General features: G+C 32.0%; 20 protein-coding genes and 1 tRNA gene. 12 read left to right on the forward strand and 9 right to left on the reverse strand.

The window, feature by feature from the left end; all coding sequences use genetic code 11:
* The first annotated feature begins 15 nt into the window (after positions 1 to 15).
* The 12 genes from DK441_RS14740 to DK441_RS14795 all read left to right on the forward strand — a co-directional run bounded on the left by DK441_RS14740 (position 16) and on the right by DK441_RS14795 (position 8,510).
* The gene (locus tag DK441_RS14740) at positions 16 to 603 is read left to right on the forward strand and encodes an RNA polymerase sigma factor (protein ID WP_109851403.1); all 588 of its coding nucleotides are present in this window, start codon (positions 16 to 18) and stop codon (positions 601 to 603) included.
* A complete protein-coding gene (locus DK441_RS14745) occupies positions 600 to 1,337 on the forward strand; it encodes a hypothetical protein (RefSeq protein WP_109851404.1) in 738 nt (245 codons plus the stop codon). Before DK441_RS14740 ends, DK441_RS14745 begins: the two co-directional genes overlap by 4 nt.
* Positions 1,338 to 1,519: 182 nt before the next feature.
* Positions 1,520 to 2,308, forward strand: a complete 789-nt coding sequence (locus DK441_RS14750; RefSeq protein WP_109851405.1) for a TatD family hydrolase — start codon at positions 1,520 to 1,522, stop codon at positions 2,306 to 2,308.
* Between the two features lie 38 nt (positions 2,309 to 2,346).
* The gene (locus DK441_RS14755; RefSeq protein ID WP_109851406.1) at positions 2,347 to 3,381 is read left to right on the forward strand and encodes an asparaginase; all 1,035 of its coding nucleotides are present in this window, start codon (positions 2,347 to 2,349) and stop codon (positions 3,379 to 3,381) included.
* A gap of 69 nt (positions 3,382 to 3,450) precedes the next feature.
* Positions 3,451 to 3,538 (forward strand) — tRNA-Ser (locus tag DK441_RS14760).
* Positions 3,539 to 3,620: 82 nt separating this feature from the next.
* On the forward strand, positions 3,621 to 4,430 hold the full coding sequence (locus tag DK441_RS14765) for a MotA/TolQ/ExbB proton channel family protein (RefSeq protein WP_025668049.1): 810 nt from the start codon (positions 3,621 to 3,623) through the stop codon (positions 4,428 to 4,430).
* 101 nt (positions 4,431 to 4,531) lie between these two features.
* Positions 4,532 to 5,026, forward strand: a complete 495-nt coding sequence (locus tag DK441_RS14770) for a hypothetical protein (protein ID WP_074409566.1) — start codon at positions 4,532 to 4,534, stop codon at positions 5,024 to 5,026.
* Positions 5,027 to 5,032: 6 nt separating this feature from the next.
* A complete protein-coding gene (locus DK441_RS14775; protein WP_074409567.1) occupies positions 5,033 to 5,641 on the forward strand; it encodes a biopolymer transporter ExbD in 609 nt (202 codons plus the stop codon).
* 24 nt (positions 5,642 to 5,665) lie between these two features.
* Positions 5,666 to 6,148, forward strand: coding sequence for a biopolymer transporter ExbD (locus DK441_RS14780; protein ID WP_034240623.1), 483 nt, complete (start codon positions 5,666 to 5,668; stop codon positions 6,146 to 6,148).
* A 398-nt stretch (positions 6,149 to 6,546) separates the two neighbouring features.
* Positions 6,547 to 7,155, forward strand: a complete 609-nt coding sequence (locus tag DK441_RS14785) for a biopolymer transporter ExbD (RefSeq protein ID WP_109853524.1) — start codon at positions 6,547 to 6,549, stop codon at positions 7,153 to 7,155.
* A gap of 23 nt (positions 7,156 to 7,178) precedes the next feature.
* A complete protein-coding gene (locus DK441_RS14790) occupies positions 7,179 to 7,661 on the forward strand; it encodes a biopolymer transporter ExbD (protein ID WP_109851407.1) in 483 nt (160 codons plus the stop codon).
* A gap of 141 nt (positions 7,662 to 7,802) precedes the next feature.
* The gene (locus DK441_RS14795) at positions 7,803 to 8,510 is read left to right on the forward strand and encodes a porin family protein (RefSeq protein ID WP_109851408.1); all 708 of its coding nucleotides are present in this window, start codon (positions 7,803 to 7,805) and stop codon (positions 8,508 to 8,510) included.
* Here the strand turns inward: DK441_RS14795 and DK441_RS14800 are convergent.
* The 9 genes from DK441_RS14800 to DK441_RS14840 all read right to left on the reverse strand — a co-directional run bounded on the left by DK441_RS14800 (position 8,505) and on the right by DK441_RS14840 (position 16,292).
* On the reverse strand, positions 8,505 to 9,110 hold the full coding sequence (locus DK441_RS14800) for a hypothetical protein (protein WP_109851409.1): 606 nt from the start codon (positions 9,108 to 9,110) through the stop codon (positions 8,505 to 8,507). The two genes, DK441_RS14795 and DK441_RS14800, sit on opposite strands and share 6 nt — an antisense overlap.
* The gene (gene rpoN / locus DK441_RS14805; protein ID WP_025666917.1) at positions 9,110 to 10,570 is read right to left on the reverse strand and encodes an RNA polymerase factor sigma-54; all 1,461 of its coding nucleotides are present in this window, start codon (positions 10,568 to 10,570) and stop codon (positions 9,110 to 9,112) included. Before rpoN ends, DK441_RS14800 begins: the two co-directional genes overlap by 1 nt.
* A 346-nt stretch (positions 10,571 to 10,916) precedes the next feature.
* Positions 10,917 to 11,558, reverse strand: a complete 642-nt coding sequence (locus DK441_RS14810; protein ID WP_108807944.1) for a response regulator transcription factor — start codon at positions 11,556 to 11,558, stop codon at positions 10,917 to 10,919.
* A gap of 43 nt (positions 11,559 to 11,601) precedes the next feature.
* Positions 11,602 to 12,396, reverse strand: a complete 795-nt coding sequence (locus DK441_RS14815) for a sensor histidine kinase (RefSeq protein WP_109851410.1) — start codon at positions 12,394 to 12,396, stop codon at positions 11,602 to 11,604.
* Entirely contained in the window at positions 12,369 to 13,037 is a 669-nt protein-coding gene (locus DK441_RS14820; protein WP_109851411.1) for a hypothetical protein, read from the reverse strand. The genes DK441_RS14815 and DK441_RS14820 overlap by 28 nt, the downstream gene beginning before the upstream one ends.
* A 24-nt stretch (positions 13,038 to 13,061) precedes the next feature.
* Complete coding sequence (locus DK441_RS14825; RefSeq protein ID WP_109851412.1) at positions 13,062 to 13,778, reverse strand: hypothetical protein; 717 nt, start codon at positions 13,776 to 13,778, stop codon at positions 13,062 to 13,064.
* Between the two features lie 418 nt (positions 13,779 to 14,196).
* The gene (locus DK441_RS14830; RefSeq protein ID WP_109851413.1) at positions 14,197 to 14,877 is read right to left on the reverse strand and encodes a hypothetical protein; all 681 of its coding nucleotides are present in this window, start codon (positions 14,875 to 14,877) and stop codon (positions 14,197 to 14,199) included.
* On the reverse strand, positions 14,867 to 15,595 hold the full coding sequence (locus DK441_RS14835; protein WP_109851414.1) for a hypothetical protein: 729 nt from the start codon (positions 15,593 to 15,595) through the stop codon (positions 14,867 to 14,869). Before DK441_RS14835 ends, DK441_RS14830 begins: the two co-directional genes overlap by 11 nt.
* A gap of 235 nt (positions 15,596 to 15,830) precedes the next feature.
* A complete protein-coding gene (locus DK441_RS14840; RefSeq protein ID WP_109851415.1) occupies positions 15,831 to 16,292 on the reverse strand; it encodes a GNAT family N-acetyltransferase in 462 nt (153 codons plus the stop codon).
* Positions 16,293 to 16,316 lie beyond the last annotated feature (24 nt).

The raw sequence follows: 16,316 nt of genomic DNA on the forward strand, positions 1-16,316 counted from the left end.
TTATATTCGCTATTTATGGGAAATACCAAATTTCATTCTGATCAGAAATACATTGAAGCTCTTTTGAAGAATGATACAGTAGTCTTAACCGAGATTTATAATAAATTCGCTCCGAAAGTAGTTGGGTATATAAAAAATAATAGTGGAGATGAGTCCAGAGCTCAGGATATTATCCAGGAAACTTTAATCACTATTTATAAACAGGCAAAAGAGAAAGGATTACAACTTACCTGTCCATTTGACGCCTATTTCTTCCTGTTGTGTAAACGTAAATGGTTGAATGAATTAAAAAAGCATTCTAATAATCAGGTAACAATTAATGAAGAGATTGTATCTATAGACGACGAGAGTGTTCGTTTTGCAGAAGAAACCGAGATTTTTAATGCAAAACATGAACTTTTTAAAGAGATGTTTGACCAATTAGGAAAAGCTTGTAGAGAATTATTAAAGGTAACTTTTACTACAAAATCTATGGAAGAAGTGGCTTTAAAACTAGGGCAGTCCTATGGGTACGTTCGTAAGAAAAAGTCTTTATGTATTGGTCAGTTAACAAAACTTGTTCAAGACACTCCTAAGTTTAATAAAATAAAGAATTTGTTATGACCCCAGAAGAAAAATATGAGCTGTTTGATCGGTTCTGTAGCAACGAACTCTCTGCTACCGAAGAAAAAATGTTAACAAAACTAATTAGTGAGGATGCATCTATTGCAGAGGAGTTTAAACTATATCAAGAGTTAAATTCACATCTAGATACACGTTTTACTTCAGAAAAAGAGGAAGAAGCATTAGAAGGTAATTTGAAAACGATTGGAGATTTACACTTTAATAAGAAAGCAACTACAAAAGAAACCAAAGTGATAAGAATGCCCGTTTGGGCATATGCTGCGGCTGCAAGTGTAGCTGTAATTTTTGGCGTATACTTTTTTGGGCAAAGTAGCCCTGTATATAGTGATTTTGCAAATATTCCCGAATTATCAATTACAGAAAGAGGAAGTGCAGAAAAGGATAGTAAGAATGCAGAACATGCCTTTAACTCAGAAGATTATGAGGGAGCAGAAAAGTACCTGTTGATATTATTGTCAAAAGATGAAAATAATGCAGAATATCAATTCTATTATGGGCTATCATTATTAGAACAGGATAAATATGTAGAAACTACTCAGGTTTTAGAAAAACTGTATCAGGGAAACTCTGGATATAAATATAAGGCATTATGGTTTGAAGCATTAAACCAACTGAAACAAAAAAAATATGATCAATGTGCTACATTGTTAGAGAATATGCCCGAAGATGCAGAAGATTACACTAGGGCTCAGGAATTATTGAAAAAAATGTGATGTTTTGTAATCTATTAATTTGTTTTCTGTAAAGCGAATCTTAAAATAGTTTTAGCAAAGAATTTATATCTAGAAGTGAAAAGATACAGTTCTATAACTTAGAATTAAAAGCTGAAAAGTGTTCAATAATAAAAGCAATAGATTGCTGGCTGGTATTAACTCTAATTTAATACTTTTGCGGCATGATACTAACCGATACCCATACTCATATTTATAGTGAAGCCTTTGATGAGGATCAGGATGAAATGATGCAACGTGCTATAAAAAATGGGGTGACACGTTTTTTTGTTCCTGCTATTGATTCTACATATACCAAAGCTATGTATGCAATAGAAACCAAGTATCCAGAACATGTTTTTTTGATGATGGGATTGCACCCTACTCATGTAAAAGAGAATTACAAAGAGGAACTTGTGTTTGTAGAGAATGAACTTAAAAAACGTTCTAATAAGGAGGTCGACAAAAATTTTTATGCAATAGGGGAGATAGGTATAGATTTGTATTGGGATAAAACTTTTTTGAAGGCTCAACAAGAAGCTTTTAAATCTCAAATCCAATTGGCAAAAAAATACAAGTTACCTATAGTAATACATTGTCGCGAAGCTTTTGAAGAAGTTTTTGAAGTGTTAGAATCCGAAAAAAGTGACGACCTATTTGGGATTTTTCATTGTTTTACAGGAACCATAGACGATGCTAATCGAGCTATAGAGTATAATATGAAATTAGGAATAGGAGGTGTCGTTACTTTTAAAAATGGTAAAATAGATAGGTTTTTAGATCAGATTTCATTAGACCATATTGTACTGGAGACAGATGCACCATATTTGGCACCAACCCCGTATCGAGGTAAACGTAACGAAAGTTCTTATTTACTTAATATTTTAGAAAAACTCTCAGATATATATCAAAAACCTATAGAAGAAATAGCTGCAATTACTACTAAAAACTCTAGCGATATATTCGGTATCTAGACCAATAAAATATAATTTAATTTTCGTTCATTTGCTATATGAATACTTCGCCAAACATATTACTCATTTATACCGGAGGAACCATTGGGATGGTCAAAGACTTCAAGACGGGTGCTCTGGTAGCTTTCGATTTCGATGAGCTGTTATTAAACATCCCAGAACTCAAACAATTAGATTGCAATATCAATACCATTAGTTTTGAGAAGCCTATTGATTCTTCTGATATGAATGTTGATCGATGGAAAGAGTTGGGAGATATAATTAATGTTAATTATAAAAAATATGATGGGTTTGTTGTTTTGCATGGAAGTGATACTATGTCCTATACAGCATCTGCGATTAGTTTTATGTTTGAAAACCTGACTAAACCTATTATTTTTACAGGTTCTCAATTACCAATAGGAGATTTGCGAACCGATGCAAAAGAGAATTTGATCACTGCAATTCAGATTTCGGCATTACAAGAAAAAGGAAAACCCGTAATTACAGAGGTAGGACTCTATTTTGAATATAAATTGCTTAGAGCTAATAGAACTACTAAGATTAATGCAGAACATTTTGAAGCATTTCAATCCCTTAACTATCCATCTTTGGTAGAATCTGGAGTGCACCTTAAGATCAATACTTCTTTTTTACTAACATGTAATCGACGAAAAAAGATGGTATATCATACACATTTTGATAATAATGTTGTTGTTGTTAAGATGTTTCCGGGGATTAATGAGAATATTTTGAAGAGTATTTTCTCTTTAGAAGCTATAAAAGGAGTGGTTTTAGAAACATATGGCGCAGGTAATACGACTACAAAAAAATGGTTTATCACTATAATTTCTGATCTTATTCAAAAAGGAATACCTATAGTTAATGTTACACAATGTATAGGTGGAAGTGTAGAAATGGGTAAGTATGATACAAGTATTGCACTAAAAAAAGCAGGTGTTATTTCGGGAAAAGACATTACTACAGAGGCTGCTGTAGCAAAATTGATGTATTTGCTAGGGGAAAAATTACCTCTTAAAGTCCTCAAAACCATTTATGAAACCTCTCTTCGTGGCGAAATGTCAGAAAATTAACGCCTCAAATTTCAATAGTTAACATTTTTTTTGTTATTTGCCCATCCTTATTTTTTTGGGGGAAAACCAAGAGAGGTGGCCGAGTGGTCGAAGGCGCACGCCTGGAAAGTGTGTATACGTCAAAAGCGTATCGAGGGTTCGAATCCCTTCCTCTCTGCATTATTATCAATTTTTTAATAAATTTTATATTATTTTTATATCTTTAACCCTTTAACTAATTAAAATTAAGAATCAGCGCAATGAAAAGATTATTTTCTATTCTGGCAATCGCAGCAGTAATGACTTTTGGAAACTTACAAGCATCTACTGCACCTGCCCAGTTATTAACGGCAAATGTGCAATTATTAATTGCTCCTATAACTAATACGACAACAACTCAAGAAGAAGCAGTATCCGAGGCTACTACAGATGAACTATCTTTTCATCAAAACCTTAAAAGACGTTTTATCGAAGGAGGTCCTCAATTTATGGGTATCGTACTTTTATGTTTGATCTTAGGTCTTGCGATAGCAATTGAAAGAATTATCTTTTTAAATCTTTCTACAACAAATACTAAGAAACTACAACAAAATGTAGAAGATGCGTTAAATAGTGGTGGTATTGAGGCAGCAAAAGAGGTATGTAGAAATACAAAAGGACCTGTTGCATCAATTTATTATCAAGGTCTCGATAGAGCAGACGAAAGTATAGATGCAGCAGAGAAATCAGTTGTGGCATACGGAGGTGTTCAAATGGGACAATTAGAGAAAAATGTATCGTGGATATCATTATTTATCGCTCTTGCTCCAATGCTTGGATTTATGGGAACGGTAATTGGTATGATTACAGCATTTGATAAAATTGCAGCTGCAGATGATATGCAACCTTCTCTTGTAGCAGGTGGTATTAAAGTGGCACTTCTTACTACTGTATTTGGACTTATTGTTGCAATTATTCTTCAAATATTCTATAACTATATCGTTGCAAAAATTGATAGAATTGTAAATGATATGGAAGATGCTTCGATTACTTTAATCGATATTTTGGTAGATTACAAGAAAAAGAAATAATTGATGTTTCTAATAAAAATCTGATTTATAAGATTTTTAATTTACACTTTTATTTAATTACGGATTACGTGTTGTGATCCAAACAAAAAATTATTAGTAACATGAAAATTTCAAAAATATTATCATATATCGTACTGGCTATAGGCGCTATAGGAGCTATTTTACTGTTCTTAATGAGCAATAATTTTGATGGCCTTATGGAAAAATATGGTATTACAGAAACCAAAGACTTTGTTAGAGAAGGAGGGTCGATGGATGTTTTAAAAGAAGCAACATCTTTGGTGAATCCATTATATACTCTTACAGTTATTGTTATTATAGGTGTAATAGCCGTTACTTTGATAGCTGTTTTCTCTTCATTAGCTAAAAACCCTGGAGGTCTTAAAAATACTGCAATCGGTATTGTTGCTTTCCTTATTGTTGTAGGGATTGGTTTTGTTGTGGCAGAAGGAGTAGAAGCTCCTTTAAATGATGGAGGAGTACTTTCTGAAAGTGGCTCTAAATGGGTAGGAACAGGATTGTATACATTTTACTTTTTGGCTGCTATTGCGGTTGGGTTAATGTTCTTTTCTGGTATTAAGAAACTAATTAAGTAAACAATTATGGCAAGAAGAGCAGCACCAGAAGTTAATGCAGGGTCTATGGCAGATATTGCATTCTTACTTCTTATATTTTTCTTGGTTACTACCACGATCGAAACCGATACGGGTATTAGCCGTAAACTCCCTCCTCCTCAAGAGGAAGAAATAGAGCCGCCAGTTCTTAAACAAAAAAATATTTTTGTTGTAGAATTGAATAAGAATAATGATTTATTGGTAGAAGAAGCTCCTATGGAATTGAAAGATCTTAGGGAAGCTGCTATTAAATTCTTAGATAACGGTGGTGGAAGAGGAGAAGAGGCTTGTAGTTACTGTCAAGGAGATAGAGATCCTTCTTCTTCAGATAACCCTACTAAAGCGGTAATCTCTTTAAATAACAATAGAGAGACAAATTACGGTGCATATATAGCAGTTCAAAATGAATTGGTGGCAGCGTATACTACATTGCGTAATAGAGAAGCACAACGTCTTTTTGGTAAGACATTTGAACAAATGGAAGCCGATTTTAAAGATGTGAATTATTCTGGAAGTAAGACTAAACTTAAAGAAGATATCAAAAAGATACAATTTTTGTTTCCTGAAAAACTTTCAGAAGCCGAGCCTAAAAAATAGAAATAACATAAAAACAGAATTCTTATGTCTAAATTTAAAAAGAAAAAGAGTGGTGAATTACCTCCCGTTTCTACGGCATCATTACCGGATATTGTATTTATGTTATTGTTCTTCTTTATGGTTGCAACGGTGATGCGTAAAAATACGCTAATGATAGAAAATAAATTACCTTCTGCAGACCAGATAGAAAAACTAGACAAAAAAAATCTAGTAATGTATATCTATGCAGGAAAACCTAGTTCAAGATATCGTGCAAGTGCAGGTAGCCAAGCTAGAATTCAGCTTAATGATAAATTTGCTGATGTAAGCGAAGTAAAAGCATTTGTATTGGCCGAGAGAGCTGCAAAAAGAGAGGAAGAAGTTCCTTTTTTAATTACAGCTCTTAAAATAGATGGAAATACCAATATGGGTCTTGTAGGCGATATCAAAAAAGAATTAAGAGAAGTTCAGGCGTTAAAGATTAATTATACAACCAAATCTGGTAAAGCTTCAGATAATTTTAAGTAGCATATTGTTATTTATTATTATCGTAGCATAAATGTCTAAATAATATTGTAAATCCTGCCTTCGGGCAGGATTTTTTAGTACTATTCTTTCCGCTATTTTCAAAAAATGGCATAACAATTGTTGCTAATTTTATAGTAGCTGTGATCTATCATTTTATAGCATCAATATCTAACCTTCCAAAGTGATATTGAATACATAAGTAAAATGGTTATAATATGGAATGAACTCTCAAGCCTTATAAAATATACATGATTTACTTTTATTTCTGCTAAGAGATAATATGAGTTATGGAGGTTTTTCTGATGTAATTTCAACTTGTTTTTCTTCTGCATATTTCTTGTCACTTATGATCATAGTTTCTTGATTTTGTAAGTAATTATTAACTAAATATGTTTATTATGGCAAGAAGAGCAGCACCAGAAGTTAATGCAGGATCTATGGCAGATATTGCATTCTTACTTCTTATATTTTTCTTGGTTACTACCACGATCGAAACCGATACGGGTATTAGCCGTAAACTGCCTCCTCCTATAGAGGATATTATAGATCCACCAATTATTAAAGAAAGAAATATTTTTCTTGTTGAATTAAATAAGAATAACGATTTATTGGTAGAAGAAGCTCCTATGGAATTGAAAGATCTTAGGGAAGCTGCTATTAAATTCTTAGATAATGGTGGTGGAAGAGGAGAAGATGCTTGTAGTTACTGTCAAGGAGATAGAGATCCTTCTTCTTCAGATAATCCTACTATAGCAGTAATCTCTCTAAATAACAATAGAGAAACAAATTACTGTGCATATATAGCAGTTCAAAATGAATTGGTGGCAGCGTATACTACATTGCGTAATAGAGAAGCACAACGTCTTTTTGGTAAGACATTTGAACAAATGGAAGCCGATTTTAAAGATGTGAATTATTCTGGAAGTAAGACTAAACTTAAAGAAGATATCAAAAAGATACAATTTTTGTTTCCTGAAAAGCTTTCAGAAGCCGAGCCTAAAAAATAGAAATAATATAAAACAGAATTCTTATGTCTAAATTTAAAAAGAAAAAGAGTAGTGAATTACCTCCCGTTTCTACAGCATCATTACCAGATATTGTATTTATGTTATTGTTCTTCTTTATGGTTGCAACGGTGATGCGTAAAAATACGCTAATGATAGAAAATAAATTACCTTCTGCAGACCAGATAGAAAAACTAGACAAAAAAAATCTAATAATGTATATCTATGCAGGAAAACCTAGCTCGAGATATCGTGCAAGTGCAGGTAGCCAGCCTAGAATCCAGCTTAATGATAAATTTGCTGATGTAAGTGAAATAAAAGCATTTGTATTGGCCGAGAGAGCAGCAAAAAGAGAGGAAGAAGTTCCTTTTTTAATTACAGCTCTTAGAATAGATGGAAATACCAATATGGGTCTTGTAGGCGATATCAAAAAAGAATTAAGAGAAGTTCAGGCGTTAAAGATTAATTATACAACCAAATCTGGTAAAGCTTCAGATAATTTTAAGTAGCACGTTGTTATTTATTATCGTAGCATAAATGTCTAAATAATATTGTAAATCCTGCCTTCGGGCAGGATTTTATATGATTTCGTTTTGTTTTTATGAACTTTCTCTTATTTCTAAAGAAATAGATTTATTTTAGTGATCTATATGAAAAAATTGTTTGTATTCATTGTATGTTATTTGTTTGTGTTTCTTTCTTCAGGACAGGAAACCAAACAAGATTCTACTCAAGAAATAGAGATAGATTCTTTATATCGAGAAGATCAGTTTTATGTAGGTGTAACATTTAACCTACTACTTAATAAACCAACAGGTGTGAGGCAATCTGGTTTTTCTGGAGGACTACATTTGGGATTTATACGAGATATGCCAATTAATAAAAGGCGTAATATTGCTATAGGTCTGGGGCTAGGGTATTCATTAAATGTGTATAATCAGAATTTGTTTATAGGAGAGGAAGAAAATACCGAGCAGAGTATATTTAGTAGTTTAGAAGGTGTCGATTATAGTACTAATAGATTTACTATACATTTGGTAGAAGCTCCTTTTGAGTTTAGATGGCGTACATCTACTCCAGAAACCCATAAGTTTTATAGAATTTATACAGGTGTTAGAATGGGGTACCTCTATTCTTTTAATTCTAATTTTAAACAACCGGGAAACCGAGTGAGACAAACGAAATTGGATGAATTAAATCGATGGAGGATAGGGGCAACATTTACTTTTGGATGGAATACCTTTAATTTTCATTTCTACTATAGTTTGAATACCCTATTCAATAGCGATGCTACAATTCAGGGAGAATCTGTAGGATTGAATACTGCAAAAATTGGATTGATGTTTTATATTTTATAACCAGAAATTTGCTAAAGTAAGCTGCGGAATTACCCCTATTAGAAACCCTAGGATCAATTCTAGATTGCTATGTGCTTTGCAATGTAATCGAGATGTGGCTACCAGTCCGTTAAAAATCATCAGCATAGCTATTAGAATAGTTAAATTAAGCCCAAAATGAATACTTAGTGCCACAGTAAACATCGTGATTCCGCTAATTCCTATCATATGTAAGCTTGCTTTTATGTTAAATAATACCATAAAAATTGCACTTAACGACGAAAACAGAATTCCTAAAAAGAAAAAATATAACTCTGGATAATGATATACATCAATAACCATTTTGATGACCACTATAAGTAAAATAGATTGTAGCAATAGTGGGATTTTACGTTGTTTTACGTTTTCAAGATGTATTGAGGTAATGGTTCCGGTACTTTTTAATAAAAAGAATAATACAATAGGTATTAGGATGGTAAGAATAATTAGCCCAAAAACTTTGGCTCTAATAATTTCGATAGGAATAAATCTTGGAGCTGTACTAAAATAAATTATGGCACCCAAAAGAGGCATCAATAATGGGTGTAAAATATAAGAAACACTTCTAAGAAAAAAATTCATTAAATTTTCTTTCGTAGTCTGGCAACAGGAATATCTAATTGTTCCCTGTATTTGGCTACAGTTCTTCTGGCTATAGGGTACCCTTTCTCTTTAAGGATTTTAGCAAGTTTTTCATCCGTAAGGGGTTTTTTCTTGTCTTCTTCACCTATAGTTATTTCCAGTATTTTTTTAATTTCTCTGGTAGAGACTTCTTCACCTTGATCATTGGTCATGGACTCAGAAAAGAACTCTTTAATAAGTTTTGTCCCATAAGGAGTATCTACATATTTACTATTTGCTACTCTCGAAACGGTACTTACATCCATAGAGATCTCATCAGCAATGTCTTTTAAAATCATTGGCTTAAGATTTCTTTCGTCTCCACTAAGGAAATAACTTTTTTGATAGTGCATTATTGCACTCATGGTAATAAAAAGTGTCTGTTGTCTTTGTTTTACTGCTTCGATAAACCATTTTGCTGCATCTAATTTTTGTTTGATAAACAACACAGCGTCTTTTTGGGATTTAGATTTTTCTTTACTGGCTTTATATCCCTGAAGCATATTGTTGTATTCTCTGGATACATGAAGCTCTGGGGCATTACGACCGTTTAGGGTTAACTCGAGTTCTCCATCTACAATTCTAATTGTAAAGTCGGGAACCACATGTTCGATCAAACGATTGTTTCCAGCATAAGCTCCTCCTGGCTTAGGGTTAAGATGTTCAATTTCATCAATAGCTTCTTTTAACTGTTCCTCGGTAATGTCAAATTTTAATAAAAGTTTATCATAATGCTTTTTGCTAAAATGATCAAAAGCTTTTTTAAGGATTTCTGAAGCTAATTTTATAGGGATAGTAGTTTCTTTTCTGTCTAATTGAATCCAAAGACATTCTTGCAAATTACGAGCACCAACACCCGCTGGGTCCAGCTGGTGAACAATTTGTAAGATGTTTTCTATTTTTTCTTCGGTAGTATATACATTTTGAGTAAAGGCTAAATCATCTAAAATATCTGACAAAGACCTTCTTATATAACCGCTTTCATCAACGCTACCGACAAGAAATTCGGCTATTTCTCTTTCTTCGTCATTAAATCGATATGTATTTAGCTGGTTAACCAAATGTTGATGAAATGATGTTCCAGAGGCGTAGGGAACACTCTTTTCTTCATCATCGGCACTATAATTATTAGAACTAAGCCTGTAACTAGGAATCTCATCATCACTAAGGTATTCATCAACATTGATGTCTGCTTCTATCTTTTCGGTTCCATAATCCTCTTCTGCAGAGTTTTCATTACTAAACGCATCTTCAAATTCATCTGCTTTATCTTTTCCACTATCAAGAGCAGGGTTTTCTTCCATCTCCTGTTTCAAACGTTGTTCGAATGCTTGCGTAGGAAGTTGAATCAACTTCATGAGTTGAATCTGCTGTGGAGAAAGTTTTTGAGAAAGCTTAAAATTTAATTGTTGTTTTAGCATAAAAATTATCAATGTTCTTCTACTCACAAAAATAAACAAAAAACACTGTTTTTAAATAAGTATAAGACGGTTAGTTTATTTACAAAAATGCTATAAAACCATAATTGTAATGATTTTATTTTTGGCTGTAATCAATAAACGGGCCAAAAGTAGTTATAATATGTAATAAACGAGTTTTTTTTAAGACATAAACCAAACAATGTTGTTTGTTTAATGGTAAGATATAAAATGGTTTTGTCTCATTGAGATAGAATTGAGGGATAAAATAAAATATGTACGTCTCTTTTAAATGTTTTTTATTCTGGTGCATACAGAAATCCAAGAAAGGACGTACATAGTGCAAACGCTAAGGAACGAATAACTTGCTTTTAATAGCATAAATCACCAAACCTGTTCTGTTTTTAAGGCTTAGTTTTTCAAAAATAGAATCTCGATATCCTTCGATCGTTTTTGGACTTAAGCACATGTCGTTTGCAATTTCTTTATATGTTTTCTCGGTACAGGCATGTTTAATAAACTCTACTTCCCGATCTTTGAGCACAACGTTGTTTTCTTCTTTAGGGTTTAGGGAGCCCAGAAGTAAATTGGTAACATCTTTTGTGTGGTAAAAACCTGTTTCCTGTACCTGGATAAGCGCGTTCTCCAGGATGCTTTTTTCGGTGTCTTTTAAAAGATATCCTTTTGCACCTGCTCTAAGCATTTTAAGGATCGTATTTTCATCTTCTTCTACAGACAGTGCTAATACCTTAACTTGTGGGTATTGTTCTTTTAATGCTGCCGTAGTTTCAATCCCATTCATAATAGGCATATTGATATCCATAAGTACGATATCAGGGATGTTTTTAGGATCTTTAAATCGGGTAAGTAATTCTTTACCGTTTTTACAGATGTATAAAATTTTAAATTTGGCAAACCCATTAACCAGTCCAGATAATGCCTGGGATAGTAAAATATGGTCTTCTACAATTACTACTGAGTATTTCATGATTGACAATACTTAATTATTTGTGTGAATAGTTTTCTATGCAAAGTTAGTTAACTTCATTGTCTAATGCCATCGAACTTTCTTTTTTATATGGATAGGTTAGTGTTATTGCTGTTCCTTCCCCTTTTTGCGATGTTATTTGTACAATGGCATCGATTAATTTTCCTCTATTTTGCATATTACTTAATCCTATCCCTCTTTTGGTAGGACATTCTATCTGATCAAAACCAACACCATTATCTTTTGCATGGATCACCAATTTATCGGTACCATAATGTACATCAACATCTAGATTTGAAGCTTTAGAATGTTTGATAGTATTGGTAAAGAATTCTTGCAATATCCTAAAGATAATAATCTCTGCCTTATCATCCAGCACTTCTATTTCTTCATTACTGGTGATTGCAGCTTTAATAAACTGCATGCGGTTAAATCGTTCTATTTCTAATGTTATAGCTTCTGTAAGGCTTAAGCTTTTTATAGTATCTGGGTTGATCAATTTTGATAACGATCGCAGTTCTGTAAGACTTTTGGTTATAGTCTCGGTAACCTCTTCTAATTTTGCAGGATCGTCTTGTGCTATATTTACCTGTATTTTGGCCAGCGTGAGTAGCTGGCCAATATTATCATGTAACTCCCAGCTAATGTTGCGCAATGTCTCTTCTCTGATTTCGATCTGGGTCTCGGCAATTGCTTTTTCAAACTTTTTCTCTGATTCCTTTTGTTGTAACAAAAGACTGTTCTTCCTTTTTTGAAAAATTGTAAAAAGAAAAATGATAATTATTACAAGAATAACTAAGATTATAGTTGCGACTAATATTCCTGTTTCTTGTTGCTCCATATAAAACCGATAATAAAACATGAATTCATAACCGCTACCAAAATAAATTTTATAAGAAATAAGTAATTATGCGAATCGGCACTTGCAAAAGAATTGGTAATTATTCTAAAAGGAATTATTCCAATATAATAAAGGAAGAGACCGATGCTTATCCAAAATAGTAAATTCTTGTTTACATAAAGAACTTTTTGAGAGTTTAATATTTCAATAAAATAAAATATAATACTGACTATTAAAAAGACGGCGGCTAATATGTAAGGAACTATTTGATTTTGAGTTAGATAGTTTTGAAAAAAACCATTGATTAGAACTGCTAATAAATAAATAGCAAAGAAAGCCATGACAGTCTTTTTATATATTTTTTTTTCTAAATGATTTCTATATAACAAGAAAAAATATGAAAAAGTTATTACGTTATATATGTTATAAATTACGTAATTGTTGCTTAATATGCCAGAATCTCTTAAATAACCTCCTAATAATTCATTTAAAGCTACATATGTTAAAATAAAAGCAAAATATTTTAATTGAGTATTTTTATATTTAGAGAAAAATAATATTGCAACTATTGCAGAAATATACTCTGAATAGAGTGCTATGTCTCTTAAGGGTATTATTAAACTTTCATAGTTGTTTGCCATATCTTTTTCTTATTATTATGCTATTTATTGCATTTTTCCTTTAGGAGGAGATGAGTTAATTTCATTAGCAATCGTGCTGTTTTCACTAAACATATTTGTATTTATGCTAAAATTAAAGAGACTTGCCTTTTGCATAGAGCTACCATTTGCCGATTGCCCTCGAGAATCTGTCCCAATTTTTTCTTTTAGAAGTTCGACTTTAAAGTCACTACTAAGAGTGTATCCTAGATGCATCGTTTCTTTCCCCACCTGTTTTGAGATCGTAGGAGCAATAAAGATGGTTTGTCTATGTGCATATGCTGTATCACCATCACGCTTATAATCTCTATCGTATGAACCAAAATAAAACCGAAAACCAGAGGGCTTAATCTTAGCTTCTTTAGAAACTCTTTTTATATAATTTAGGTAATTGTATAAACTATCGATGTCATAGAATAAAGATCGGGTAACCTCAAAACTTTTTACATTTGCATGACTTAGCATTGATTCATTTGTCCATTTTACTCGAGTATCAGAATAGTTATCATAAAGTTTTTTTGCTTTTTCAAGAGTAATGATGTTTTTGGGTTTTCTATCATCGATTGTACCTAATTGCTCTTTTAGTTCTGCTATTTCTTGTTTTAATTCTTTAATCTGCTTTAGGTACTTGTCATTATCGTGTTTCTTGTCACAAGAACTTAAACTCACTAGAAGCAATGCTGCTATTGCTACTGTTTTAGTTAGATTGATTAGTTTGTCCATTTTTTTGGTTTATTAAGATGTTTGTTAATGTTTCGGCTCCTGCCGAAAATAGATTAGTTAAATCTTTTGATTTGCATTAATGTGTTTCCCAGAATTAAAAATACTATTATTCTGTAATTTTAAAAAAGTAATGGCATATTTTGTTAAAATAAAAACACGTCAAACCATTGATAATAAGTGTTTTTAGGGTTGTTGTTGGGGTTTTGGAGTATATGCGAATTTTGAAAAAAGGGGGGTTTACCCCTTTCTAAAAAAGGGATTCGACTCTTTTGTGGCTTTAAAAATTCTTCTTGTAAATACCTGCAAAGAGGATGTACTCTGTATAATAGACAAGCACGATTTTTATAAAAAGAATTTTAGAATGATTTTTTTAACAGAAATTCTATTTAATACTCTCTGTTTTTTTAAAACATTGTTTTTATCGAGAATACCTATTGGAAACTGCTTTTCTATGCATTAAAAATCCGGTTATAAAACAGCTATTCATAATAATAGTAAATATACTATTTAGAATAAACAGCGTTGAGGAATCGTTATGATTTGCATAATAATCTCTTACAATACGAAAAGGCATTTTTCCTACATAATAAATCAATAACCCAACACTAATCCAAAACAAGAAATCTTTAGTGATTTCTTGAACATGCTCTGATTTTAATAATTCTGCATAATAAAAAATAATACAGGTCATTAATAGAAATGCACCTAAGAGAAATGGTATGCTCTGCAACTGAATTAGATAATTTTCATAGAATCCACATATAAAAAGAGTAAGTACATAAAGTACCATAAAATATATGATAAAGCGTTTACTGCTTTTTTCTTTGATATGCAGGTGGTACATAAAAAAAAGAAATAAGAAAGTAAGCGTGGTAGATATATTATATAATATTAGATTATTAGAATTAGGAAACCAATGCCTTGTGTTATACCCAATAATATCATTGATAAAAATATAAATCAGAAAAATCGAAAACCATTTTAATAAACCTTTTACCTTATAATTAAACAAAAAAAACAGTCCGGTGAGCGCAGCAATGCATTCGCTACCAAAAGCAATCTTTCTCAAGACTATTAGGAGTTCGATTTTAGTGACCATATTCTGGAGGAGTTGCTCCTAGTTCATTGGCAATAAGACTAAATTTATCATTGTCATTTCTTCTCCCTAAAAAGGATACATCATCTGCCTCACTACGATTTCGTCTAAAATGACTAAACCCATTGTTTTTATCTAATAATTCTACTTTACCATCATTGTTAAGTGTGTATCCTATATGTAAAACATGATTGTCGTATTTTTTTTCTAAGGTAGGAGCAATGAAGATGGTTTGATGTCTTGCGTTTCTGTCATTTCCCGTAGAGGACACATATGTGTCAGGATATAATGCGAAGTAAAAACGTAACCCGGTTGTTTTTACATCTGCTTTTTGTGATAACTCATCGACATATGATAAATAGTTACGTAACTCAGAAATTTCATAAAACATAGATCGTGTGGGGTTAAAAGAGCCATCGTTTGTAACCGAATTAACAACTTCGCTAATTAAATCAGCTCTATCATCATAGGCTTTATATATTCTTTGTGCTTGCTCAAAACTGATGATATTTTTTGGCCTACTTCGATTGGATTTTTCTTGACCTAGTTTTCCTTCTAAATCCTTAACTTTTGTTTCTAAGGTTTCAATTTTTCTTAGATATTCTTCTTCTTCAAGAGTTTCTATAGTTGAGTCCTGTTGGCAGGAATGTAAAAAGAATACGCTAGTAGTTAATGTTAGGAATAAGGCATACCATGTACTGCCGTTCGTTGGTTTTTTCATGACGATTACTTTTGGTTAAAAATTATTATTTTCCAATGTAAGAGTCTTCGTGTTTGGTTTTAAGAATACTCATGATATTGAAAGTTTATTTTAGATACTATATTGATATATAGGGAAATATCTAAAATAGACTTTCAAAAATACAACTATTATCTGATTATAAAATTATTCCTTGTAATGTGTAGAAAAATAAAATACTCTGCCTGGAGAAGAGAAGAAAATAACAAGTTTTATTTTACAATATAAGTTCCATTTTGATATTACTACGTTGATAGGGAGGGTGATCTTCCATAGGAATTTCTTTAAAACCATATTTGCCATAAATATAGATCGCATTTTCTAAAATTCTATTGGAGTATAGCAATAGTTTTTTCCAACCTTGATTTGCAGAAAATTCAATACAAAATTCTAGTAATTGCTGTCCTATTTTTTGACCTTGAAATTTTGGAGAAACAGCCATTTTGCCTAATTCATAAATGCCATCTTCGACTTTAATTAGTGAAAAAGTACCAGCTATGGTATTGTCTGTTTTTGCAAAAAAAATAAACCCGCTTTGATTGATAATGGTATCCTCACATTGTTCTAATAACGCTGCGTCATGTGGTTCTACTACAAAATATTTTTCTAGCCATTCTATATTAAGGGCTGCGAAGTCTTTTGCATATTTTGGGTCAAAAGGAATGATAGAAGTGTTCATTACGATATTAATACTTTAAAATTT

Source organism: Aquimarina sp. AU58, assembly GCF_900312745.1.
GTDB classification, from domain to species: domain Bacteria; phylum Bacteroidota; class Bacteroidia; order Flavobacteriales; family Flavobacteriaceae; genus Aquimarina; species Aquimarina spinulae.